Origin of the sequence: Fundidesulfovibrio soli (assembly GCF_022808695.1) — a bacterium.
In the GTDB taxonomy this organism is placed as follows: domain Bacteria; phylum Desulfobacterota; class Desulfovibrionia; order Desulfovibrionales; family Desulfovibrionaceae; genus Fundidesulfovibrio; species Fundidesulfovibrio soli.
The window spans coordinates 592050-608969 of record NZ_JAKZKW010000001.1 but is presented as its reverse complement, the minus strand read 5'-3'; the positions used below and the strand labels follow the sequence as shown (position 1 = coordinate 608969).

At 63.6% G+C, this 16920-nt stretch carries 17 protein-coding genes; 9 read left to right on the top strand and 8 right to left on the bottom strand.

Annotated elements, in window-relative coordinates; translation table 11 throughout:
- The first annotated feature begins 25 nt into the window (after nt 1–25).
- Complete coding sequence (locus MLE18_RS02810; protein ID WP_243367188.1) at nt 26–256, top strand: glycine zipper domain-containing protein; 231 nt, start codon at nt 26–28, stop codon at nt 254–256.
- A 213-nt stretch (nt 257–469) separates the two neighbouring features.
- Here MLE18_RS02810 and MLE18_RS02805 read toward each other — a convergent pair whose 3' ends face one another.
- The 6 genes from MLE18_RS02805 to MLE18_RS02780 all read right to left on the bottom strand — a co-directional run bounded on the left by MLE18_RS02805 (nt 470) and on the right by MLE18_RS02780 (nt 6191).
- Nucleotides 470–2677: an EAL domain-containing response regulator gene (locus MLE18_RS02805; RefSeq protein WP_243367186.1), complete on the bottom strand. Its 2208-nt coding sequence runs from the start codon at nt 2675–2677 to the stop codon at nt 470–472.
- A gap of 4 nt (nt 2678–2681) precedes the next feature.
- Nucleotides 2682–3062 (bottom strand): response regulator, encoded by a 381-nt coding sequence (locus tag MLE18_RS02800; RefSeq protein ID WP_243367185.1) that lies wholly within the window; start codon nt 3060–3062, stop codon nt 2682–2684.
- A gap of 209 nt (nt 3063–3271) precedes the next feature.
- Complete coding sequence (locus tag MLE18_RS02795; protein WP_243367184.1) at nt 3272–3649, bottom strand: YbjQ family protein; 378 nt, start codon at nt 3647–3649, stop codon at nt 3272–3274.
- Between the two features lie 210 nt (nt 3650–3859).
- A complete protein-coding gene (hypE, locus tag MLE18_RS02790; RefSeq protein ID WP_243367183.1) occupies nt 3860–4864 on the bottom strand; it encodes a hydrogenase expression/formation protein HypE in 1005 nt (334 codons plus the stop codon).
- Nucleotides 4865–4870: 6 nt separating this feature from the next.
- Nucleotides 4871–5977, bottom strand: coding sequence for a hydrogenase formation protein HypD (hypD, locus tag MLE18_RS02785; protein WP_243367181.1), 1107 nt, complete (start codon nt 5975–5977; stop codon nt 4871–4873).
- The gene (locus MLE18_RS02780; protein ID WP_243310316.1) at nt 5964–6191 is read right to left on the bottom strand and encodes a HypC/HybG/HupF family hydrogenase formation chaperone; all 228 of its coding nucleotides are present in this window, start codon (nt 6189–6191) and stop codon (nt 5964–5966) included. Before MLE18_RS02780 ends, hypD begins: the two co-directional genes overlap by 14 nt.
- Before the next feature lie 428 nt (nt 6192–6619).
- On the opposite strand from MLE18_RS02780, the gene MLE18_RS18060 reads away from it, so the two are divergent.
- From MLE18_RS18060 to MLE18_RS02740, 8 genes are all read left to right on the top strand, one after another.
- Entirely contained in the window at nt 6620–7363 is a 744-nt protein-coding gene (locus tag MLE18_RS18060; RefSeq protein WP_243367179.1) for a tetratricopeptide repeat protein, read from the top strand.
- Complete coding sequence (locus MLE18_RS02770; RefSeq protein WP_243367177.1) at nt 7363–8004, top strand: HDIG domain-containing metalloprotein; 642 nt, start codon at nt 7363–7365, stop codon at nt 8002–8004. Before MLE18_RS18060 ends, MLE18_RS02770 begins: the two co-directional genes overlap by 1 nt.
- Nucleotides 7967–8872, top strand: a complete 906-nt coding sequence (locus MLE18_RS02765) for a D-alanine--D-alanine ligase family protein (RefSeq protein WP_243367175.1) — start codon at nt 7967–7969, stop codon at nt 8870–8872. The genes MLE18_RS02770 and MLE18_RS02765 overlap by 38 nt, the downstream gene beginning before the upstream one ends.
- A gap of 98 nt (nt 8873–8970) precedes the next feature.
- Nucleotides 8971–10101 (top strand): glutamine-hydrolyzing carbamoyl-phosphate synthase small subunit, encoded by a 1131-nt coding sequence (carA, locus tag MLE18_RS02760; protein ID WP_243367173.1) that lies wholly within the window; start codon nt 8971–8973, stop codon nt 10099–10101.
- A gap of 21 nt (nt 10102–10122) precedes the next feature.
- Nucleotides 10123–10932, top strand: a complete 810-nt coding sequence (locus MLE18_RS02755) for a tetratricopeptide repeat protein (RefSeq protein ID WP_243367171.1) — start codon at nt 10123–10125, stop codon at nt 10930–10932.
- A gap of 6 nt (nt 10933–10938) precedes the next feature.
- Complete coding sequence (locus MLE18_RS02750) at nt 10939–12246, top strand: FAD-binding protein (protein ID WP_243367169.1); 1308 nt, start codon at nt 10939–10941, stop codon at nt 12244–12246.
- 225 nt (nt 12247–12471) lie between these two features.
- On the top strand, nt 12472–13032 hold the full coding sequence (locus MLE18_RS02745) for a hypothetical protein (protein WP_243367167.1): 561 nt from the start codon (nt 12472–12474) through the stop codon (nt 13030–13032).
- Nucleotides 13033–13315: 283 nt separating this feature from the next.
- Nucleotides 13316–13774 (top strand): hypothetical protein, encoded by a 459-nt coding sequence (locus tag MLE18_RS02740; RefSeq protein WP_243367165.1) that lies wholly within the window; start codon nt 13316–13318, stop codon nt 13772–13774.
- A gap of 76 nt (nt 13775–13850) precedes the next feature.
- On the opposite strand, the gene MLE18_RS02735 is transcribed toward MLE18_RS02740, so the two are convergent.
- Entirely contained in the window at nt 13851–15260 is a 1410-nt protein-coding gene (locus tag MLE18_RS02735) for a sigma-54-dependent transcriptional regulator (protein ID WP_243367163.1), read from the bottom strand.
- Nucleotides 15261–15270: 10 nt separating this feature from the next.
- Nucleotides 15271–16785, bottom strand: a complete 1515-nt coding sequence (locus MLE18_RS02730; RefSeq protein ID WP_243367161.1) for a PAS domain-containing sensor histidine kinase — start codon at nt 16783–16785, stop codon at nt 15271–15273.
- Nucleotides 16786–16920 lie beyond the last annotated feature (135 nt).

Genomic DNA, 16920 nt, shown 5'->3' with positions numbered 1-16920 from the left:
GTTGTTTGGTGCCGGTTGCACCAACATGAATAAAACCCAGCAGGGCGCGCTGAGCGGCGGCGTCATCGGCGCGGGCGCGGGCGCGGGCATCGCCGCCATCGCGGGTGGCTATGTGGGCGTCGGGGCCGCGGTGGGCGGCGCGCTCGGTGCGGTGGCCGGCGGCCTCTACGGCCACGAGCAGGACAAGAAGGCTGGCACCACCACGACCAGCAAAAAGAAGAAGAAAAGCCCGCCTCCCCCGGCCGAAACCTATTGATGGCCCGGCCTGGGAGGCAATCCCTCCCGGCCCTTTGCCCTAGGCGGACGCTCTCCGCACGGAGCTCGCCAGGCACTGGCCCCTGGACCCGATGAAACTAGAAAGCCCCCGCGCATCGGCGATGCGCGGGGGCTTAGTCGTTGTGTCTGGCGGGCATTGGGCGGTCTTCTCTGCGAAAGCAGGCGCCGCAAGTCCCTGAACCGGGGAGGGCGGCTAACGCCTCCGCGTGAAGTCCTTCTCGAGGTAATTCATGATGCCCTCGGCCGGTTGCGGCCTGGAGAACAGGAATCCTTGGGCCATCTGGCAGCCCAGCGTCCTGATGACGGCGAGCTGGGCCTCGGTCTCCACGCCTTCCGCGATGAGGCCCAGGCCAAGGTTGCGCCCCAGGCCCACGATGGCCCGCACGATCTCCGCGTGGCCGCCGGTGGCGTCGATTTCGCGGATGAAGGAGCGGTCGATCTTGAGCATGTCGATGGGGAAGCGGTGCAGGTAGGAAAGCGAGGAATAGCCCGTGCCGAAGTCGTCCACGAAGAGGCGAAGGCCCAGGGCCTTGAGTTCCTCCAGGCGTTCGATGGCGGCCTCGCCGCGGTCCATGATGACGCTCTCGGTGATCTCCAGCTCCAGGCTGCCCGGGGCGATCTCCGCCGTCTGGAGCAGGCCCGCCAGCTTCTGACCGAGGTCGGTCTGGGAGAACTGCTTGGCCGAGATGTTGACGGTCATGGAGAGGGGGGTGGGCAGCGGAAACCGCTTCTGGATCAGGGCCAGCATGCGGCATGCCTCTTCCAGAACCCACCAGCCCAGCGGGACGATGAGCCCGTTCTCCTCGGCCAGGGGGATGAACTCCAGAGGGGGGATGAATCCCCGCTCGGGGTGATTCCAGCGCAGCAGGGCCTCCAGGCTCACCGTGACCCCGGTGTTCACGTCCACGATGGGCTGGTAGTGCAGCTCGAATTCGCTTTTGGCCAATGCCCTGCGGAACTCGTTTTCCATGGTGAGCAGGCGGATGGTCTGCTCGTGCAGGGCGTTGTCGAACACCTCGTAGCGCGATTTGCCCATGCTCTTGGCGCGGTACATGGTCAGGTCCGCGTCGCGCAGCACCTCCTCGGCGGTGCCGCAGTAGCCGGTGCAGCAAATGATGCCGATTGAGACAGTGCTGTAAATCTCCTGCCCGTCGATGGTGAAGGGAACGCTCAACTCCTCCAGGATGCGCTCGGCCACCAGCGTGGCGCCGGAGAGGCTGCGAACCTGCTCGGAGATGACGGCGAATTCGTCTCCACCCATGCGGGCCAGGGTGTCGGCCTCGCGGGTGACGGTCTTCAGGCGCTCGGACAGTTTGATCAGGAACTGGTCGCCCAGGGCGTGGCCGAGGCTGTCGTTGATGACCTTGAACCTGTCCACGTCCAGGTAGAGCAGGGCGAAAAAGCTGTTTTGCCGGGCGCAGCGCGTGATGGCCTGGGAGAGCCGGTCCATGAACAGGGCGCGGTTGGGCAGGCCCGTGAGCGCGTCATGCAGGGACTGGTGCAGCAACTGCTCCTCGAAGCGCTTGTGCTCGCTGATGTCCTCCAGGGTGCCTTCGTAGCGCACGCTCTCGCCGGTGGGCCCGTGCACGAGGTGGGCGTTGATGGAGGCCCAGAGGGGGCTGCCGTCCTGGCGCACGGTCTGCACCTCGAAGGCCTGTATGCTGCCGTGGTCGCTCAGGATGCGCTGAAATATCTCGCGCTTGCCGGGGTCGCTGCAAATGCGGGCGGCGAGGTCCTCCACGGATGCTGTCATTTCCTCCAGGGATGAATAGCCCAGGATACGGGCCATGGCCGGGTTGGCGCTCACCAGCTTGCCCTGGTGGTTCACCTGGAAGATGCCCTCGATGGCGTTCTCGAAGATAGAGCGGTATTTGGCCTCGGCGGCGTTGCGCTCGTTGATCTCGGTCTGGAGGCGTTTGTTGGTCTCTTCCAGCTGGAGCGTGCGGTCGTGGAGTTCTACCGTCCTGCGGCGCACCTGTTTTTCCAGGTTCTCGCGGTGGGCCTTGTTCTCCTTGAGGAGCTTGGCGCGCTCCAGGGCGCGGCGCACGCAGTGCTCCAGGATGCCCAGGTCCTCCACGGGCTTGAGCACGTAGTCCCAGGCGCCCAGGCGCAGGGCTTCGATGGCGTCCTGGATCATGCCGGTGCCGGAGACCACGATGATCGGCACGTCCGGGGCTTCGCGCACCACGGTGGCCAGCACTTCGAGGCCGTCCATCTCGGGCATTCGAAGGTCTACGAGGATGATGTCTGGGTGTTCGGCGCGGAAGACTTCCAACCCGGCACGGCCGTTGGAAGCCTGGAGCACCTTGAAACCGCTGTCTTCGAGGTAGGCCTGGAAGGAGCGCCTGATAACGTCCTCGTCATCGATGGTCAGCAGCGTGGCCAAGGGCTCGTATGTCATGGGGTCATTCCTGGAGGAGTGTCGTAATTTTCCGCACCATCTCCCCCATGTCCAGCACGGGCTTGAAAAAGACATGACTGTCATCGAGCCCGGCGGACTTGAGGTCCTCGGAGAGGCTGAACTTGGTGGAGCCGGTGTGGATGAGGAACTTCATGCCCGGATGATCCCGGGCCAACTCGAGAATCAGGGCCGCGCCGTCCATTCCGGGCAGGCGCAGGTCCACAACGGCCAGATGCGGCGGATTAGAGCGCGCGACATCGATCGCCTGTTCGGCTGAGTCGGCGGTGCGGACCAGGAAGCCTTCGTCCTCGAGGTATGCGGCAAGACTGAGCCGCACTGGGGCTTCGTCGTCAACTACCAGAAGTTCGGCTTCTTCGATGCGCATTGTATGTCGCTTGCAAACGTTGGGGCGTAGTGACTCCACGGCATAAGTCAGGTCCCGGATACGCGAAAACGCGGCTCAGGCCAATTCATTTTTATCTCGGAGTGCAATGGTAGGAATTATTCCGACGGTAAATCCCGCGATATGCCCGCCCGCCCCTGCTGTCAGGGGCGGGCGGGCGGGCGGAGTGCTTCCTGCGTGCCGGATCGGGGCTAGTGCGTGATGGCCCTGCGGATGGTGGCCCTGGCCTGGGAGGTCTTGTCCAGGGTGATGGCCGTGCCGTAGCAGCTGAAGAACTTGGAGCCGTCGGGATGGAAGGCCACGGCCTCCTGGTAGCCCACGATGGCCTCGGCGCCGATCTCCATGGCGGATGCGGCCAGGGAGAGCATGGCGCATTCGGCGTCGTAGCCGCGCCCGTGCACCAGGCCCAGCACGCCCTTGGCGCGGCGGCCCTTGATGCTCGGCGTGGTGACCATCAGGAACTTGCCGGAGTAGAACATCTCCTTGGCGTGCTGGAGGCGTTTGCCCTGCTTGAGTTCCTCGTTGGGGTCCTTGGCTTTGCGGTCCGAACCGGTGAAGATCGAGAGCATGGCTCCTCCTTGCGGCTTAGAGAGTATGTCGTTCCGGCTTGGGCCGGTGCGTTTCGTCCATGAAACCAAGCAGTATCCATGCCATGATTTCAGTACGTGTCATTTCGAGGTGTTGGCGCGGAGGGGTGCCGGCAGCGTCGGAAAACCGCCGGAAAAAAAGGCCTGGAGGCGGCGAGCCTCCAGGCCTGAAGGGCGATGTCGGATGTGGCGTCAGCAGATGCGGGGGAGCTGTTCGCCTTCGAGCATGCCGAGCATCCTGTGCCCGCCCATGCCGGTGCGCAGCACCACCTTGCCCGGCCTGTCGGCCACCACGGAGCCGATCACCCTGGCCTGACGGCCAAGCGGGTCGCGGCGCATGATCGTCAGCGCCTGCTGGGCGTACTTCTCGGGCAGCACGCAGATCAGCTTGCCCTCGTTGGCGAGGTAGAGCGGGTCCAGCCCGAGGATTTCGCAGCCGGCGCGCACCACGTCGCTCACGGGGATGGCGGGTTCGTCGAGCACGATGCCCACTGAGGACTGCTGGGCGATCTCGTTGAGCGAGGTCGCAAGGCCGCCGCGGGTGGGGTCGCGCAGCACATGGACCTTGGGCAGGGCCTCAATGAGCTTGAGCGTCAGATGATTGAGCGAGGCGCAGTCGCTTTGCACGGGAGCCTCGAAGGAGAGGCCCTGCCGGTGGGAGAGCACGGTGAGGCCGTGGTCGCCCAGGGTGCCGGAGATGATCACAGCGTCGCCGGGCCTGGCCCTGTGCCCGCTGGGCGCGGGGTTCGCCACCACCTGGCCGATGCCGGTGGTGTTGATGAAGATCTTGTCAGCCGTGCCCCGCGGCACCACCTTGGTGTCGCCAGCCACGATGCGCACCTTGGCCTTCTTCGCGGCCAGGCCCATGGAGGCCACGATGCGCTCCAGGTCGGCCATGGCGAAACCTTCCTCGATGATGAAGCCGCAGGTCAGGTAGAGCGGCTTCGCCCCGAGCATGGCCACGTCGTTGACTGTGCCGTGCACGGCCAGGGAGCCGATGTCGCCCCCGGGAAAGAAGATGGGGTCCACGGTGAAGGAGTCGGTGCTGACGGCCAGCGGCCCGGAGACGTTGATCAGGGCCGCGTCGTCCATGCGGTTGAGGATGGGGTTGCCCAGGTGCTTGAAGAACACGTCGGCCACCAACCGGTGGGAGGCAAGGCCTCCGCTGCCTTGGTCCAGAAGAATCTTGTCGCTCATGGAACCCTACCGGTCGGTGTTGAGGTCGAGTTGGTATTTGAAGTACGCGGCGCAGCTGCCCTCGGTGGAGACCATGCATGGGCCCACGGGCTGGGCCGGGGTGCAGGCCTTGCCGAACAGCGGGCACTCGTCGGGGCGCATGATGCCCTTGAGCACCTCGCCGCAGCGGCAGCCGGGCAGCGGTTTGGAGGCCTTGAGCTCCACGCCGAGCACCTCGAAGGCGTCGAATGCGCGGTAGGCGTCCGTGAAGCCCAGGCCGCTGCCGGGGATGGTGCCGATGCCGCGCCAGAGGGCGTCCACGGGCTTGTAGACCTCGGCGACGATGGCCCGGGCCTTGGGGTTGCCCTCGTCGGCCACCACGCGCTTATAGTTGTTGATGACCTTGGGTTTGCCCTGGCGCTTCATCTCCGTCATGAGCAGGATGGCCTGCAGCAGGTCCACCGGCTCGAAGCCGGCCACCACGGCGGGGACGTGGTAACGCTCGGCCAGGGGCCTGTAGGGCTCCATGCCGATGATGGCGGAGACGTGGCCGGGCAGCATGAAGCCTTCCACGGCCATGTCCGGGTCGGAGAGCAGGGCGTCCAGGGCCGGGGGCACCAGCTTGTGGAAGGGCATGACCAGGAAGTTGCTGAGCCCCTCCTGGCGGGCGATCCTCACGGTGGCGGCCACGGTGGGGGTGGTGGTCTCGAAGCCGATGCCAAGGAAGACGACCTTGTCGCCCGGGTTGTCGCGGGCGATGGCCAGGGCGTCGAAGGGCGAATAGACCACCTCGACGCGCGCTCCCTCGGCGTGGGCCTTCTTCAGGCTGGCGCCGCCGGGGCCGGGCACGCGCATCAGGTCGCCGAAGGTGGCGATGATGACGCCGCTGCGGCCTGCGAGTTCAAGATAGGCGGCCACCTCGGATTCGTGCGTCACGCACACGGGGCAGCCCGGGCCGGTGAGGTGCACCACGGACTTCGGCAGCAGCGAATGCACGCCGCTGCGGAACAGGGCCACGGTATGGGTGCCGCAGACTTCCATGAAGCGCAGGCTGGAGCCTTTGACGGATTCTTCGATCTGAACCAGAAGCTCCTTGCAACGCGCCGGGTCGCGGAGGGGATCAGATGAGGTCAAGGTTCCATCCCTCCTGGAATATCTTCAGCGTCTCCAACGCTTCTTCGCGGTTGAGAATCCTGATCGCGAATCCGGCGTGGATGATCACGAATTCGCCCACGGCGGGCTTGTCTTCGATGAGGTCGAGGCGGATCTGCTTGCGGACCCCGCCGATTTCAACATCGGCGACCTCGCCCTCGATATGCTTCACTTCCATGGGAACGGCCAGGCACATGGGGAACCTCCCAATAAGGATGCGGCGTTGTGAAATGGACGCGCCGCAACTGGATGCACGGGTATATGGTGGCTCAATGCGGTCAAGTCAAGGCCGGGTGGTGAAAGATGAACCTCCTTACATGGATCGGACATCTAGAATTCATTCCCGGCTGTCGTATAAATGTACCGGATGGACCCTGGAGCCGGTGGTCTGCACCTGCCTGGACGGATTGTTGGCCGCCTGCAGTATATTGGTTTACTGCCGTTCACTGGCAGTAGATAGCGCTTGCTAATACCTCGTGTGACGTGGTAAAAAAGATTGAATCGGGAATTCCGGGCGATGTGAACATCGAGTGGTGTCGTATGAGCGAGCTTGAACCGCAGGACGTCATTGTCCAGGCGCGTAAACATTTGTTGAATATTGTCTCCATCCTCAAGGATGGTTCGGTGGAAGACGCCATAAAGGCGGCTGTCTATGGCCTTTACGCCTACATAAAGCACAGTGGCGTCCTGATCCGTCAGGAAAAGAAGGAATACCAGGAACTGCTCACCAAGGCGGTGCACCTGATAAGCCTCGATCCGCTGGTGAAGCAGATGTGCTCGGAACCGCTGGAGTACGTGCCCAGAAACGAGCTTCAACTCCTCTCGCGCATGCGCCAGCTGCCCGAGCAGATTCGCTCTCTTCACCGTGATCGGCTGCAGCAGGCCGAGACGGCCCGGCTTCAGTCCCGCTCGGACCGCATGGAGAAGGGCCGCCAGCTCATCGCCCAGAAATATTTCGACGGAGCCGTGCAGCACCTGGGCCGGCTGAGCGCCGAGTTCGCCGACGATGCCGCACTGCAGGCCCAGATCGGCAAGATGCTCTTCGACATCAACCACATCGAGTGCATCACCTATTTCGAGAAGGCCGTGGCCCTCGACCCCCAGGACCACGGTAGCCTGGCCATGATGGGCGTGGCTTTCCGCAAGATCCGCCAGTTCGACAACGCCGAGCGCGCCTACCTCGCGGCGCTGGAGAGGGATCAGGACAACGTGAACTACTTGTTCAACCTCTCCCGGGTGTATATCGACGCTGGTAAATGGACCAACGCCCAGGAAACATTGCGCCGGGTGCTGGATATCGACCCGACGCTCGGCCCGGCGCGCAAGGCGCTCGAGTTCGCCACGCGCCACTGCAGGGATCTGATGTGATGGCCGCCTCCGCCCAGCCCCTCGCGCCCTGGCAGGTATACGGAGGGCTGGAGCCGCCCAGCCTGCCCAGCCCCGCCCAATTGCCTCCGGCACCCACGGACATGCAGTGCTACGACTTCTGGGACCGCTACTGCATGCTGCCCCATATCCGCCAGCACAGCCTCGGCGTGGCCCGGGTGGCCACCCGGCTGGCCCTGCTGGGCAGGCAGGCCGGCCTCGACGTTGACGTGCAGACGGTGCGCGCCTCGGCCCTGCTGCACGACATCGCCAAGACCTACACCATCCGCCACGGGGGCAACCACAGCCAGCTGGGCGGAGCATGGATGCAGCAGGCCACGGGCAACCCCCTGCTGGCCATGGGTATCGTGCATCACGTGCACTGGCCCTGGCATGTCGACGTGCGGGCCTTCTTCCTGCCCCTGGCCATCATCTACGGAGACAAGCGTGTCCGCCACGACACGGTGGTCAAGCTTGACGAACGCTTCGAGGACCTCTACTCCCGCTACGGCAGCACGCAATACGTCCGCGACAGGCTGGCCGAATCGCGGCAGCAGTCCGCGATGATAGAAGAGGCGTTCGGAAACCTACTCGGGGTGGACCTCCATGAAGATACTTTTGATAGCGGGCGGCTGGTCGAGTGAGCGCGACGTCTCCCTGAGCGGGGCGCGCAACATCGACTCCGCGCTCCGCGCCCTCGGGCACGCGGTCACCTTTTTCGACCCGCTGCACAGCTTCGATTCCCTCACCGCCGAGGCCCGGCGGCACGACTTCGCCTTCCTGAACCTGCACGGCTCCCCCGGCGAGGACGGCCTTGTCCAGGCCATCCTGGACGCCGCGGGATGCCCCTACCAGGGCAGCGGCCCGGCTGCCTCCTTCCTGGCCTTGAACAAGGCCGCCGCCAAGCAGGTCTTCCGCGCCAGCGGCCTCGAGACGGCCGACTGGGAGCTGCTTGTCGCCCACCCCGGCGAGGCCTGGCGGCCCCGCTTCGGCCTGCCGGCGTTCTTCAAGCCCAACAACGGCGGCTCCAGCCTGGGCATGAGCCTGGTGCGCCAGGAAGCCGACCTGCCCGCCGCGCTGACCGCCGCCTTCGACAAGGACCGGGAGGTCCTGGTGGAGCCGGCCCTGGACGGGCTGGAGGTCACCTGCGCGGTGCTTGGCGAAGAGGCTCTGCCCCCCATCCTCATCAAGCCCAAGGCCGGGGTGTTCTTCGACTACGAGAGCAAATACGTGCAGGACGCAGCGGAGGAGATCTGCCCCGCGCCCCTTCCCGGCGAGGTCCTCGCTGCGGTGGAGCGCGCTTCCCTGGCCGCGCACAAGGCCCTTGGCCTGAGAGGCTATAGCCGGTCGGACTTCATCCTCTCGGGGCAGACCCCGGTGCTCCTGGAGGTCAACACCCTGCCGGGCATGACCGCCACCAGCCTGCTGCCCAGGGCCGCCGGAGTCGTGGGGCTGGACTATGCGGCCCTGGTCGCGCGGCTGATCGAACTGGGCCTTTCCGGTAGGGAATAGAACAACGCACTGGACGAACAGGCCCCCGGCATTATACAGCACCTGTCCGGCCGAAGGCCCCGCCAATTCACGCCGCTCATGCGGATTCTGGAGCATCAATGAGAGCTTTTCTTGCCCTTGAGGACGGCACCTGGTTTGAAGGCGCCTCTTTCACCGGTTCGGGCCGCGCAGGCGGCGAAGTCATCTTCAACACCGGAATGACCGGCTACCAGGAGGTCCTCACCGACCCCTCCTACACCGGCCAGATGGTGTGCATGACCTACCCCCATATAGGCAACTACGGCGTCAACCTGGAGGACGTGGAGTCCGACCGCGTCCGGGTTGCATCGTTCATCGTCAAGGAGTGCTGCAAGGTCCCCTCCAACTGGCGCGCCAAGGAGAGCCTGCCCGCCTACCTGGAGCGACACGGCGTCATGGGCATCGAGGGCATCGACACCCGCGCCCTGACCCGCCACCTGCGCCTGCACGGCGCACAGCGCGGCATCATCTCCACCGAGTGCACCGATCCGCAGGATCTGGTCCGCCAGACCCGCGAACTGCCCTCCATGGAAGGCCTGAACCTCGCCGACGCGGTGACTCCCAAGGAACCCTACGTCTGGGAGAACGGCAGGCCCCGCACCGTGACCCTCAAGCCCGACGGAAGCTACGACTGGCCCGGCTCCGGCCCGCGCGTGGTGGCTTTCGACTGCGGCATCAAGTGGAACATCCTGCGCCTGCTGGTTGCCCAGGGGCTCGACCTGCTGGTGGTGCCCGCCTTCTTCACCGCCGAACAGGTGCGCAAGCTGAACCCCGAATCCATTTTCCTCTCCAGCGGCCCCGGCGACCCGGCCGCCCTGACCGACATGGTGCACGCCACCAGCCTGCTGGTGAACGACTACCCCACGGCGGGCATCTGCCTGGGCCACCAGCTGCTTGGCCTGGCCCTCGGCGGCAGGACCTACAAGCTCAAGTTCGGCCACCACGGCCTGAACCACCCCGTGAAGGAAATCGCCACCGGGCACATCGAGATATCTTCACAGAACCACGGCTTCTGCGTGGACCTGGCCAGCCTGGACAACGTGGAGATGACCCACGTGAACCTGAACGACAACACGCTGGAAGGTTTCGCGCACACCAAGAAGCCCATCATCGCCATCCAGTACCACCCCGAAGCCGGGCCCGGGCCTCACGACAGCCGGTCCTTCTTCGTCCGTTACAGGGAGATGTTGCGCAGGGAGCTGGGACGCTAAACACCGCCAGGAAGGTGGGACATGTCCGCCGAACTCACCAAGGCCAGGAAACAGATCAGCGAGGTCAACTCGTACCTCAAGCAGTTGAAGCCGCTCCCAGCGGTGAACGCACTGTACGAGGCTGTATCCGCCATCCTCAAGGCCCCCTTGATGAAGGCCGAACGCGACGAGTTCGGCAAGCTCATCGAACAGGCCGTGTACCAGCTCAACAACAACCGGACGCTGCGCAAGCTGTATCCGTTGATCATCCCCTACGTGGCCGGGGACGAGAAGGGCCTCCTTGAAGTCCTGCGGGAGCTGCTGCGCGCGCTGCAGGCCAACACGGTTGAGGAAGCCAAGGACCAGATGGAGGGCCGCTCCAAGCGCCGGGCCGAAGGCATCGCCCTGGGCCTGCAGCAGCTTGAGGCCAAGGAGTTCGACCAGGCCCGCAAGACCTTCGCCTCCCTGTGCCGGGAGTTCCCCAACGACGCCGAGCTGCGCGCCGAAATCGCGGAGATATACATCCAGGCCGAGATGTTCCAGGACGCCTTCGGCTTCCTGGACGAAGCGCTCAGCTTAAGCCCCGACCAGCTCAGGCTCTACAACCGTATCGGCATCGTGCTGCGCAAGCTCGGCCAGTTCGAGCTGGGCGAGAAGTACTTCATGCGCGCCGTGAACTACGCCAAGGACGACCCCAACCTCTATTTCAACCTGGGCCGCCTTTATATCGACTGGGAACGCTGGGACAAGACCGAGAAGGCCGCCAAGCTGGCGCTCAAGCTCGACCCGGAGTTCGTGCAGGCCCAGAAGATGCTCTCCTTCGCCTTGAACAAGCAGGGCAAGGGAGCCTAGGGGCCCGTGCCGCCCGCACGGGTGGACGTGCTGATCCTCGGCGGCGGCCTGGCCGGGCTGCGCGCCGCGCTGAGCTGCCTGAAGGCCGCCCCCGGCCTGCGGGTGGCGGTCGTCTCCCTCGCCTCAATCCCTTCCGGCTCCTCCTTCGCCAACCGAAACGACGCCCTGGGCGTCCACGTCTGCTTGAACGACTCCGAGCGCGAACAGTACGTGCGCGAGGTACAGTCCCTGAACCGGGGCCAGGCCTTTCTCGATCCGCGACTGCTCGCCATCCAGGCGGAGGAGGGCGAGGCGCGGCTGGCCGACCTGATCGAGCTGGGCCTGCCCTTCGAGCGCGACGAACGCGGCGGGCTGGTCCCCCGTTCCTCCTGCTTCTCCCCCGATTCCAGACGTGCGTATGTGTTCAAGGGCCTGGAGCGCGCCTGGGGCTGCTTCCGTTCGCGGCTGGAGGCCCTGGGCTGCCTGTTCGTCCCTGGTTTCCAGCCTATTGCGATTCGGGGCGGGACGGATCCCGGCGCGTTGCTGCTGCCCCTGGGCGGCGGGGCGGCCATCCCGGTGCGGGCGGGGGCCGTGGTCGTGGCCCTGGGCGGGCCTGCGAGGCTGTTCCGGCACACCATGGCAGGGCCGGGCGTGCCCGGGTATGGCCACGGGTTGCTGGCGAGCGCAGGGGCTGACATGGCCAATTGCGGATACCTGCAATTCATGTGGGGCACGGTGCCGGGGAAGCGCTTCTTCCAGCCCGGGGACTGGAGCGGTGCGGACCCGGCGCTGGCCGCGCCCCGGCGGGGGCATTGCCCGTTCGGCTACAGGCTGGAGGATTCGGCCGTGGATTTGGCCCTGGCCGCGATGATGGAGCCGGACGGCACGGTGCCGCTGGAAGAGGGGCGCGTCGCGCCCATGGCCCACGCCAGCAACGGCGGGGCAGTGATAGACGAATGGGCGCAGACCAGCGTGCCGGGCCTGCTGGCCTGCGGGGAGTGCGCCACGGGGATGCACGGGGCAAACCGCATCGGCGGGGGCATGGTGCTGGCCACGCAGGTGTTCGGGCACAGGGCGGGTGTGCGGGCGGTGGAGCTGGCGCATGGGGAGGATTGCGGGCGCGGCCCGGCCTGGGAGGCTCCCGTCATCGACCGGAGGGAACGGATAGAGGGGCTGCGCTGGCTGGCGAAGGGGCTGTCGCGCTTCGCCGTCCTGGGCGGACGGCCCGGGCATCAGGAATTCTTGCGGGAACTGCGGGCGCGGCTGGAGACAGCGCGGGACTGGCGGCTGCGGCTCAGTTTACGGACGGGGGAGATGGTTCTGGACAGGCTGTAATAGCTTTTGCAAAAGTGCATAGCTTGTCTGGTTACTGGTAGCCTGGTTTGCGTCAGAGTTTATTCTGTTGATGTATACTTTTACTTCAGGAGATGGGGGTGGCCCCGTGTCACTGAATTGACTATACAATTCAATGTGTTGATTATTCAAACAGAGAATTCACTGAATAGACTCTCAAGGCGGATCAACCGTATCGTATTCATTTGTTTATTTGCGCTTATTGCCATGCTGCTGTGCTGTGGCGTTGCGTTATGCGCGGGTGTGAGTAAAGTTTCAGTTGTAATTAAAGAAGTTGTCGCAGCAACAGAAGAGGGGTATATAATTACAAGTGGTGGAGTTTTTTATCTGCCACATTCTGCTTCAGCAGTTGATATAGAAGATAAGCAACGTTCTGTCCTCGCTGACAAGCTGGAGCAATATTCAGGTCGCAGAGTTGTGTTGCGGATATACAAAAAAACAGTAATTGGTGTTTCATTCAATGGTGAACAATACTTTCCGAAGTTCAAAAAAACAATGATGGTAATTTATGCGGACAAGCCTTCAATAATAAACACGAATCTTACAAGAGTCGAACGTGATACCTATCTCCTCTCGCTGGAGACGACATCCGGGGTATTTTGCTTATTTAATGGCTATCAATATAAACGATATATGGACAAAGTCTATGGTAAGGTTAAGAAATTTGCAAATAAAGGAAAAATTAATGTCCCGGTTGTGTTGTATTATCATGAAATAAAAGACGCCGTGGATTGCAAGGGTGAAGTTGAAAATATTCGTCTGCGCTAGTCATGAATTGTCCAGACCCGTTGTTTTTAATCCTCAACATTCAACTTGGTGGTCTTCAGCCAGTCGTTGAATCAAGAAGGCGGGAATGGAATAATGCCTAGCAGCGATGCCAAGTATGCGGCCGGGTAGTACTTTGTAATAGCGGGAGTGCCAGTATGGCTTGATGACATGGGGTAGCTCTCGACTAACAACTTTAGGTGTGTTTAACTGGCATGAGTGTGATGTGTGTGTATACAATCAGAATATTTTGCACGGAATGTCTTGCGGTACGCCGGGGTGTAACATGTGGAATCTTTCAGATTTAGAATCTGCTGCGCTAGCCAAAGCTTCTGAAAGCCTTCTGTTTGATGATTTGTATGATTTTGTGTTGATGAGGTGGCCAGAGCGTATTGATACTTCACACAGAGAATATGTTGATTTTGACAAAATGCATGGAACTATCCGTGGGCTATATGATATTGAAGAGTCAGGTTCGGAATTATTTTGGCCGTTTGAAATATCAAACTTGTTGGTGCATTTATCTTATGCATTGTATACTGTTGTACACAAAATCTGCCTTATGCAGGATGTCGTTGTGCTGCGTGAGATCAATAGGGATTTTGTAAGGTATTGGTTTGAGGATAGGACGATATGGTATATGCTTGAACCTGATGAAACCAAAATCCCGGTTGGGCTCAGGGGCAATTTGCATGCAATATTTGATGAAGAGCTTATCAAGCAGTATTATTTCAAGAACGGATGAGCCCACGTCCGCTATGGAGCATGTCTAATTAGCGGAATAAAACGTTGGGGTCGGAGGTTTCCACACCAAATCGTCCTTATCCCTCCCCCTTCCTCTTCTTCGTAAGCAACCTCCTATTCAACGCCTGCCGCGTAATCCCAAGCATCTTCGCGGCCTCGCTCTGGTTGCCCCCGGCGCGCTCCAGCGCCTCCTTGATGATTCGCTCCTCGGCTTGTTTCAGGGTGGGCACGGGCTGCGGCCCGCCTTCCTCCAGCACCGGCGGGAACAGCTCCGGCCCCGCGCCCTTGCGCACGGAGCCTATCCATGCCCGCAGCGGCTCCATGGGCAGGCTGTCCCCCTCGCACAGAGCCACGGCGTTGAAGATCATGGCCTCCAACTCCCGGATGTTGCCCGGGAAGCCGTGCCCGGCCAGCAGCGGCAGGAACTCCGGCGGCGTGGCGGGCACGGGCTTGCCCAGCCGCTCCGCCGCCTTGACCAGGAAGTGCCTGGCCAGCAGCGGCAAGTCGTCCATGCGCTCGCGCAGCGGTGGGATGGCCACGTAGTGCGTGCGCAGCCGGAAGAAGAGGTCGCTGCGGAACAGGTCGCGCTCGATGAGCGCTTCGAGCGGCTGGTTGGAGGCCACGATCAGCCGGGCCTCCAGGGGCTTGGTGGTGTCGGAGCCCAGTTGGTAGTACTCGCGCTCCTGGATCAGGCGCAGCAGCTTGAGCTGCGAGGCCTTGCCCAGGTCGCCGATCTCGTCCAGGAACAGGCTGCCCCCGGCGGCTTCCTCTATGAGCCCCCTGCGGCCGATGGAGGCCCCGGTGAAGGCCCCTTTCTTGTGGCCGAACAGGGTGTCCGAGAACATGGCGTCGTCCAGGCCCGCCACGTTGACGCCCACGAACTTGCCGGAGAGGCCGCTGGCGTCGTGTATGGCGCGGGCCACCAGCTCCTTGCCGACGCCCGTCTCACCCGCGATGAGCACGGGCTCGCTGGAGGGGGCCACGGCCTCGACATAGGCCACCACGGCCTTCATGCGTGGGTTCTCCGTGACGATGCGCGCCGTGGGGGAGGGTTTTTCCTGCCCGGGCGCGGCCTCCAGGCGGACCGGCGGGGCGGCATCCTGGCGCTGCTCCAGGGCGTGCCGCACGGCCGAGAGCAGGTGCGCGCGGTCCACCGGCTTGACCAGGTAGTCCACGGACCCGGCGCGCATGCAGCGCACGGCGGTCTCCACCTCGTTGTAGCCCGTGACGATGATCACCGGGATCTCGGGGAATTCGTCCTTGATGAAGGCCAGCAGCTCCTCGCCCTTGAGGTGCGGCATGCACAGGTCCAGCATGATGAGCGAGACGGTCTGGCCGCGCAGGATGTTCTTGACCTCGCGCGGGTCCGAGCAGCGGATGGTATTGGTCAGCCCGGAGTAGCGCAGGTTGAGGTCGTAGCTCTGCAGGGCCTGCTCCTCGTCGTCCACGAGCAGGATGGGGTGCCTGGGGATGGGGGCGGCGCTCATGGCCTGGCGATTACTGCATGGCGGCGGGGAGGGCAATGGTGGCGGTGGTCCCCTCGCCGGGTTCGGATTCGATGATCAGCCTGCCGCCGTGCTCGCGGGCGATGGAGAGGCTGATGGAGAGGCCCAGGCCCGTGCCGCCCTGCTCGCGCTTGGTGGAGTAGTAGGGGTCGGTGACGCGGGGGATGTCCTGCGGGGGGATGCCCACGCCCTGGTCGATCACGCTGATGCGCACGCTGCCGGACTCCTCGTCGTGGGTGGTCGCGATCTCGATGCCCTGCTCCGGGGAGCGCAGGGCATGGCAGGCGTTCTGCACCAGGTTCACCACGATCTGCTCCAGGCGGTGCCTGCGGCCGCGCACCGGGGGCAGGCCCGCGCCGTAGCGCACCGAGAAGCGGCTGGTGTGCATGCCGATGGTCTTGCTCATGAGCAGCACGGCGGTCTGGACCACGTCGTTGACGGAGAGCATCTCGAAGCCGCTCTCAATATCCTGGCGGGCGAAGTTCTTGAGCTCGCGCACGAAGTCGCGGATGCGTCGCGAACCCTCGATGATGCCGCCGAGCAGCTGGGGCACGTGGGCGGTCACGTCCTCCACGGGGATGCCGCCCAGGGCCGCGCCGGGCTCCTTGTCGGCCAGCTCGCGCAGCCGGGGGCTCACCGCGTTCCAGAGGTCCAGCACCAGGGGGGCGTTGAGCATGATGAAGTTGTTGGGGTTGCTGATCTCGTGCGCCACCTCGGAGACGAGCGTGCCCAGGGAGACCAGCCTGTCCGCGTGCATGAACTGCGACTCGGTGACTTTCTGGTCCGTGATGTCCAGGCCGGTTGCCTGGAAGTCCTTGATGTGGCCGGTCCTGTAGAAGAAGCCCTGGATGATCCAGCGCTGCCAGAGCGGACGGCCTTCCTCGTCGCCGTCCACCCGCAGCTCCAGTTCGGCGATGGGGTTGTCAGCGGTGATGGTGTCCACGGCCTGGCCGAAGAGTTCGCGCACCTCCGAAGGGAGCAGCAGCAGGAAATGCTGGCCCAGGATGGACTCGCGGTCCATGTCGAAGTAGCGGCTCGCGGCTGTGTTGGCGTAGGTGAGGCTCCAGTCGGGCAGGAAGCAGCAGATAAGGTCCGGCCTGGTCTCCACGATGGACTGATAGAGGTTCTTGCGGTTGACCAGGCCTTCGATGGCCACCTTGTAGCGGGTGATATTGTCCACCATCAGGCGGTGGGCCACGCCGCCGGACGGCAGCGGGGTCAGGTCCGTGCGGACGCGGACCCAGGCCAGGCCTCCGTCGCTCATGGCCACGGGCTTCTCGATGTCGCGCCAGCCGCCTGAGGACTCCAGCAGTTCGGAGATGTCTCCGCACAGGCCGAGGCAGTACATGCTCAGCACGTCGCGGAATTCCATGAGCCGCAGGTCGTCCTGGGTGCATTCCGTCAGTGTGAAGAAGGCGGGATTGGCGTAGAAAACCCGGTAGTCGTCGTCGGCCAGCACGACTGCCAAAGGCAGGCTTCCGTAAAGAGCGTCGAGTGCTTCTCGCATGGGGCTCACGTGGGGCGGGGCGGGCTTGAGGCGCGCATCACCCTCTGGTGGGGTATGAATGGCTCCTATATCCTCTTGTAACGTTTGGCAAGTTGCTGTTACAGGTTTCACAAGCGTGTGACAAAGCGGACCGCG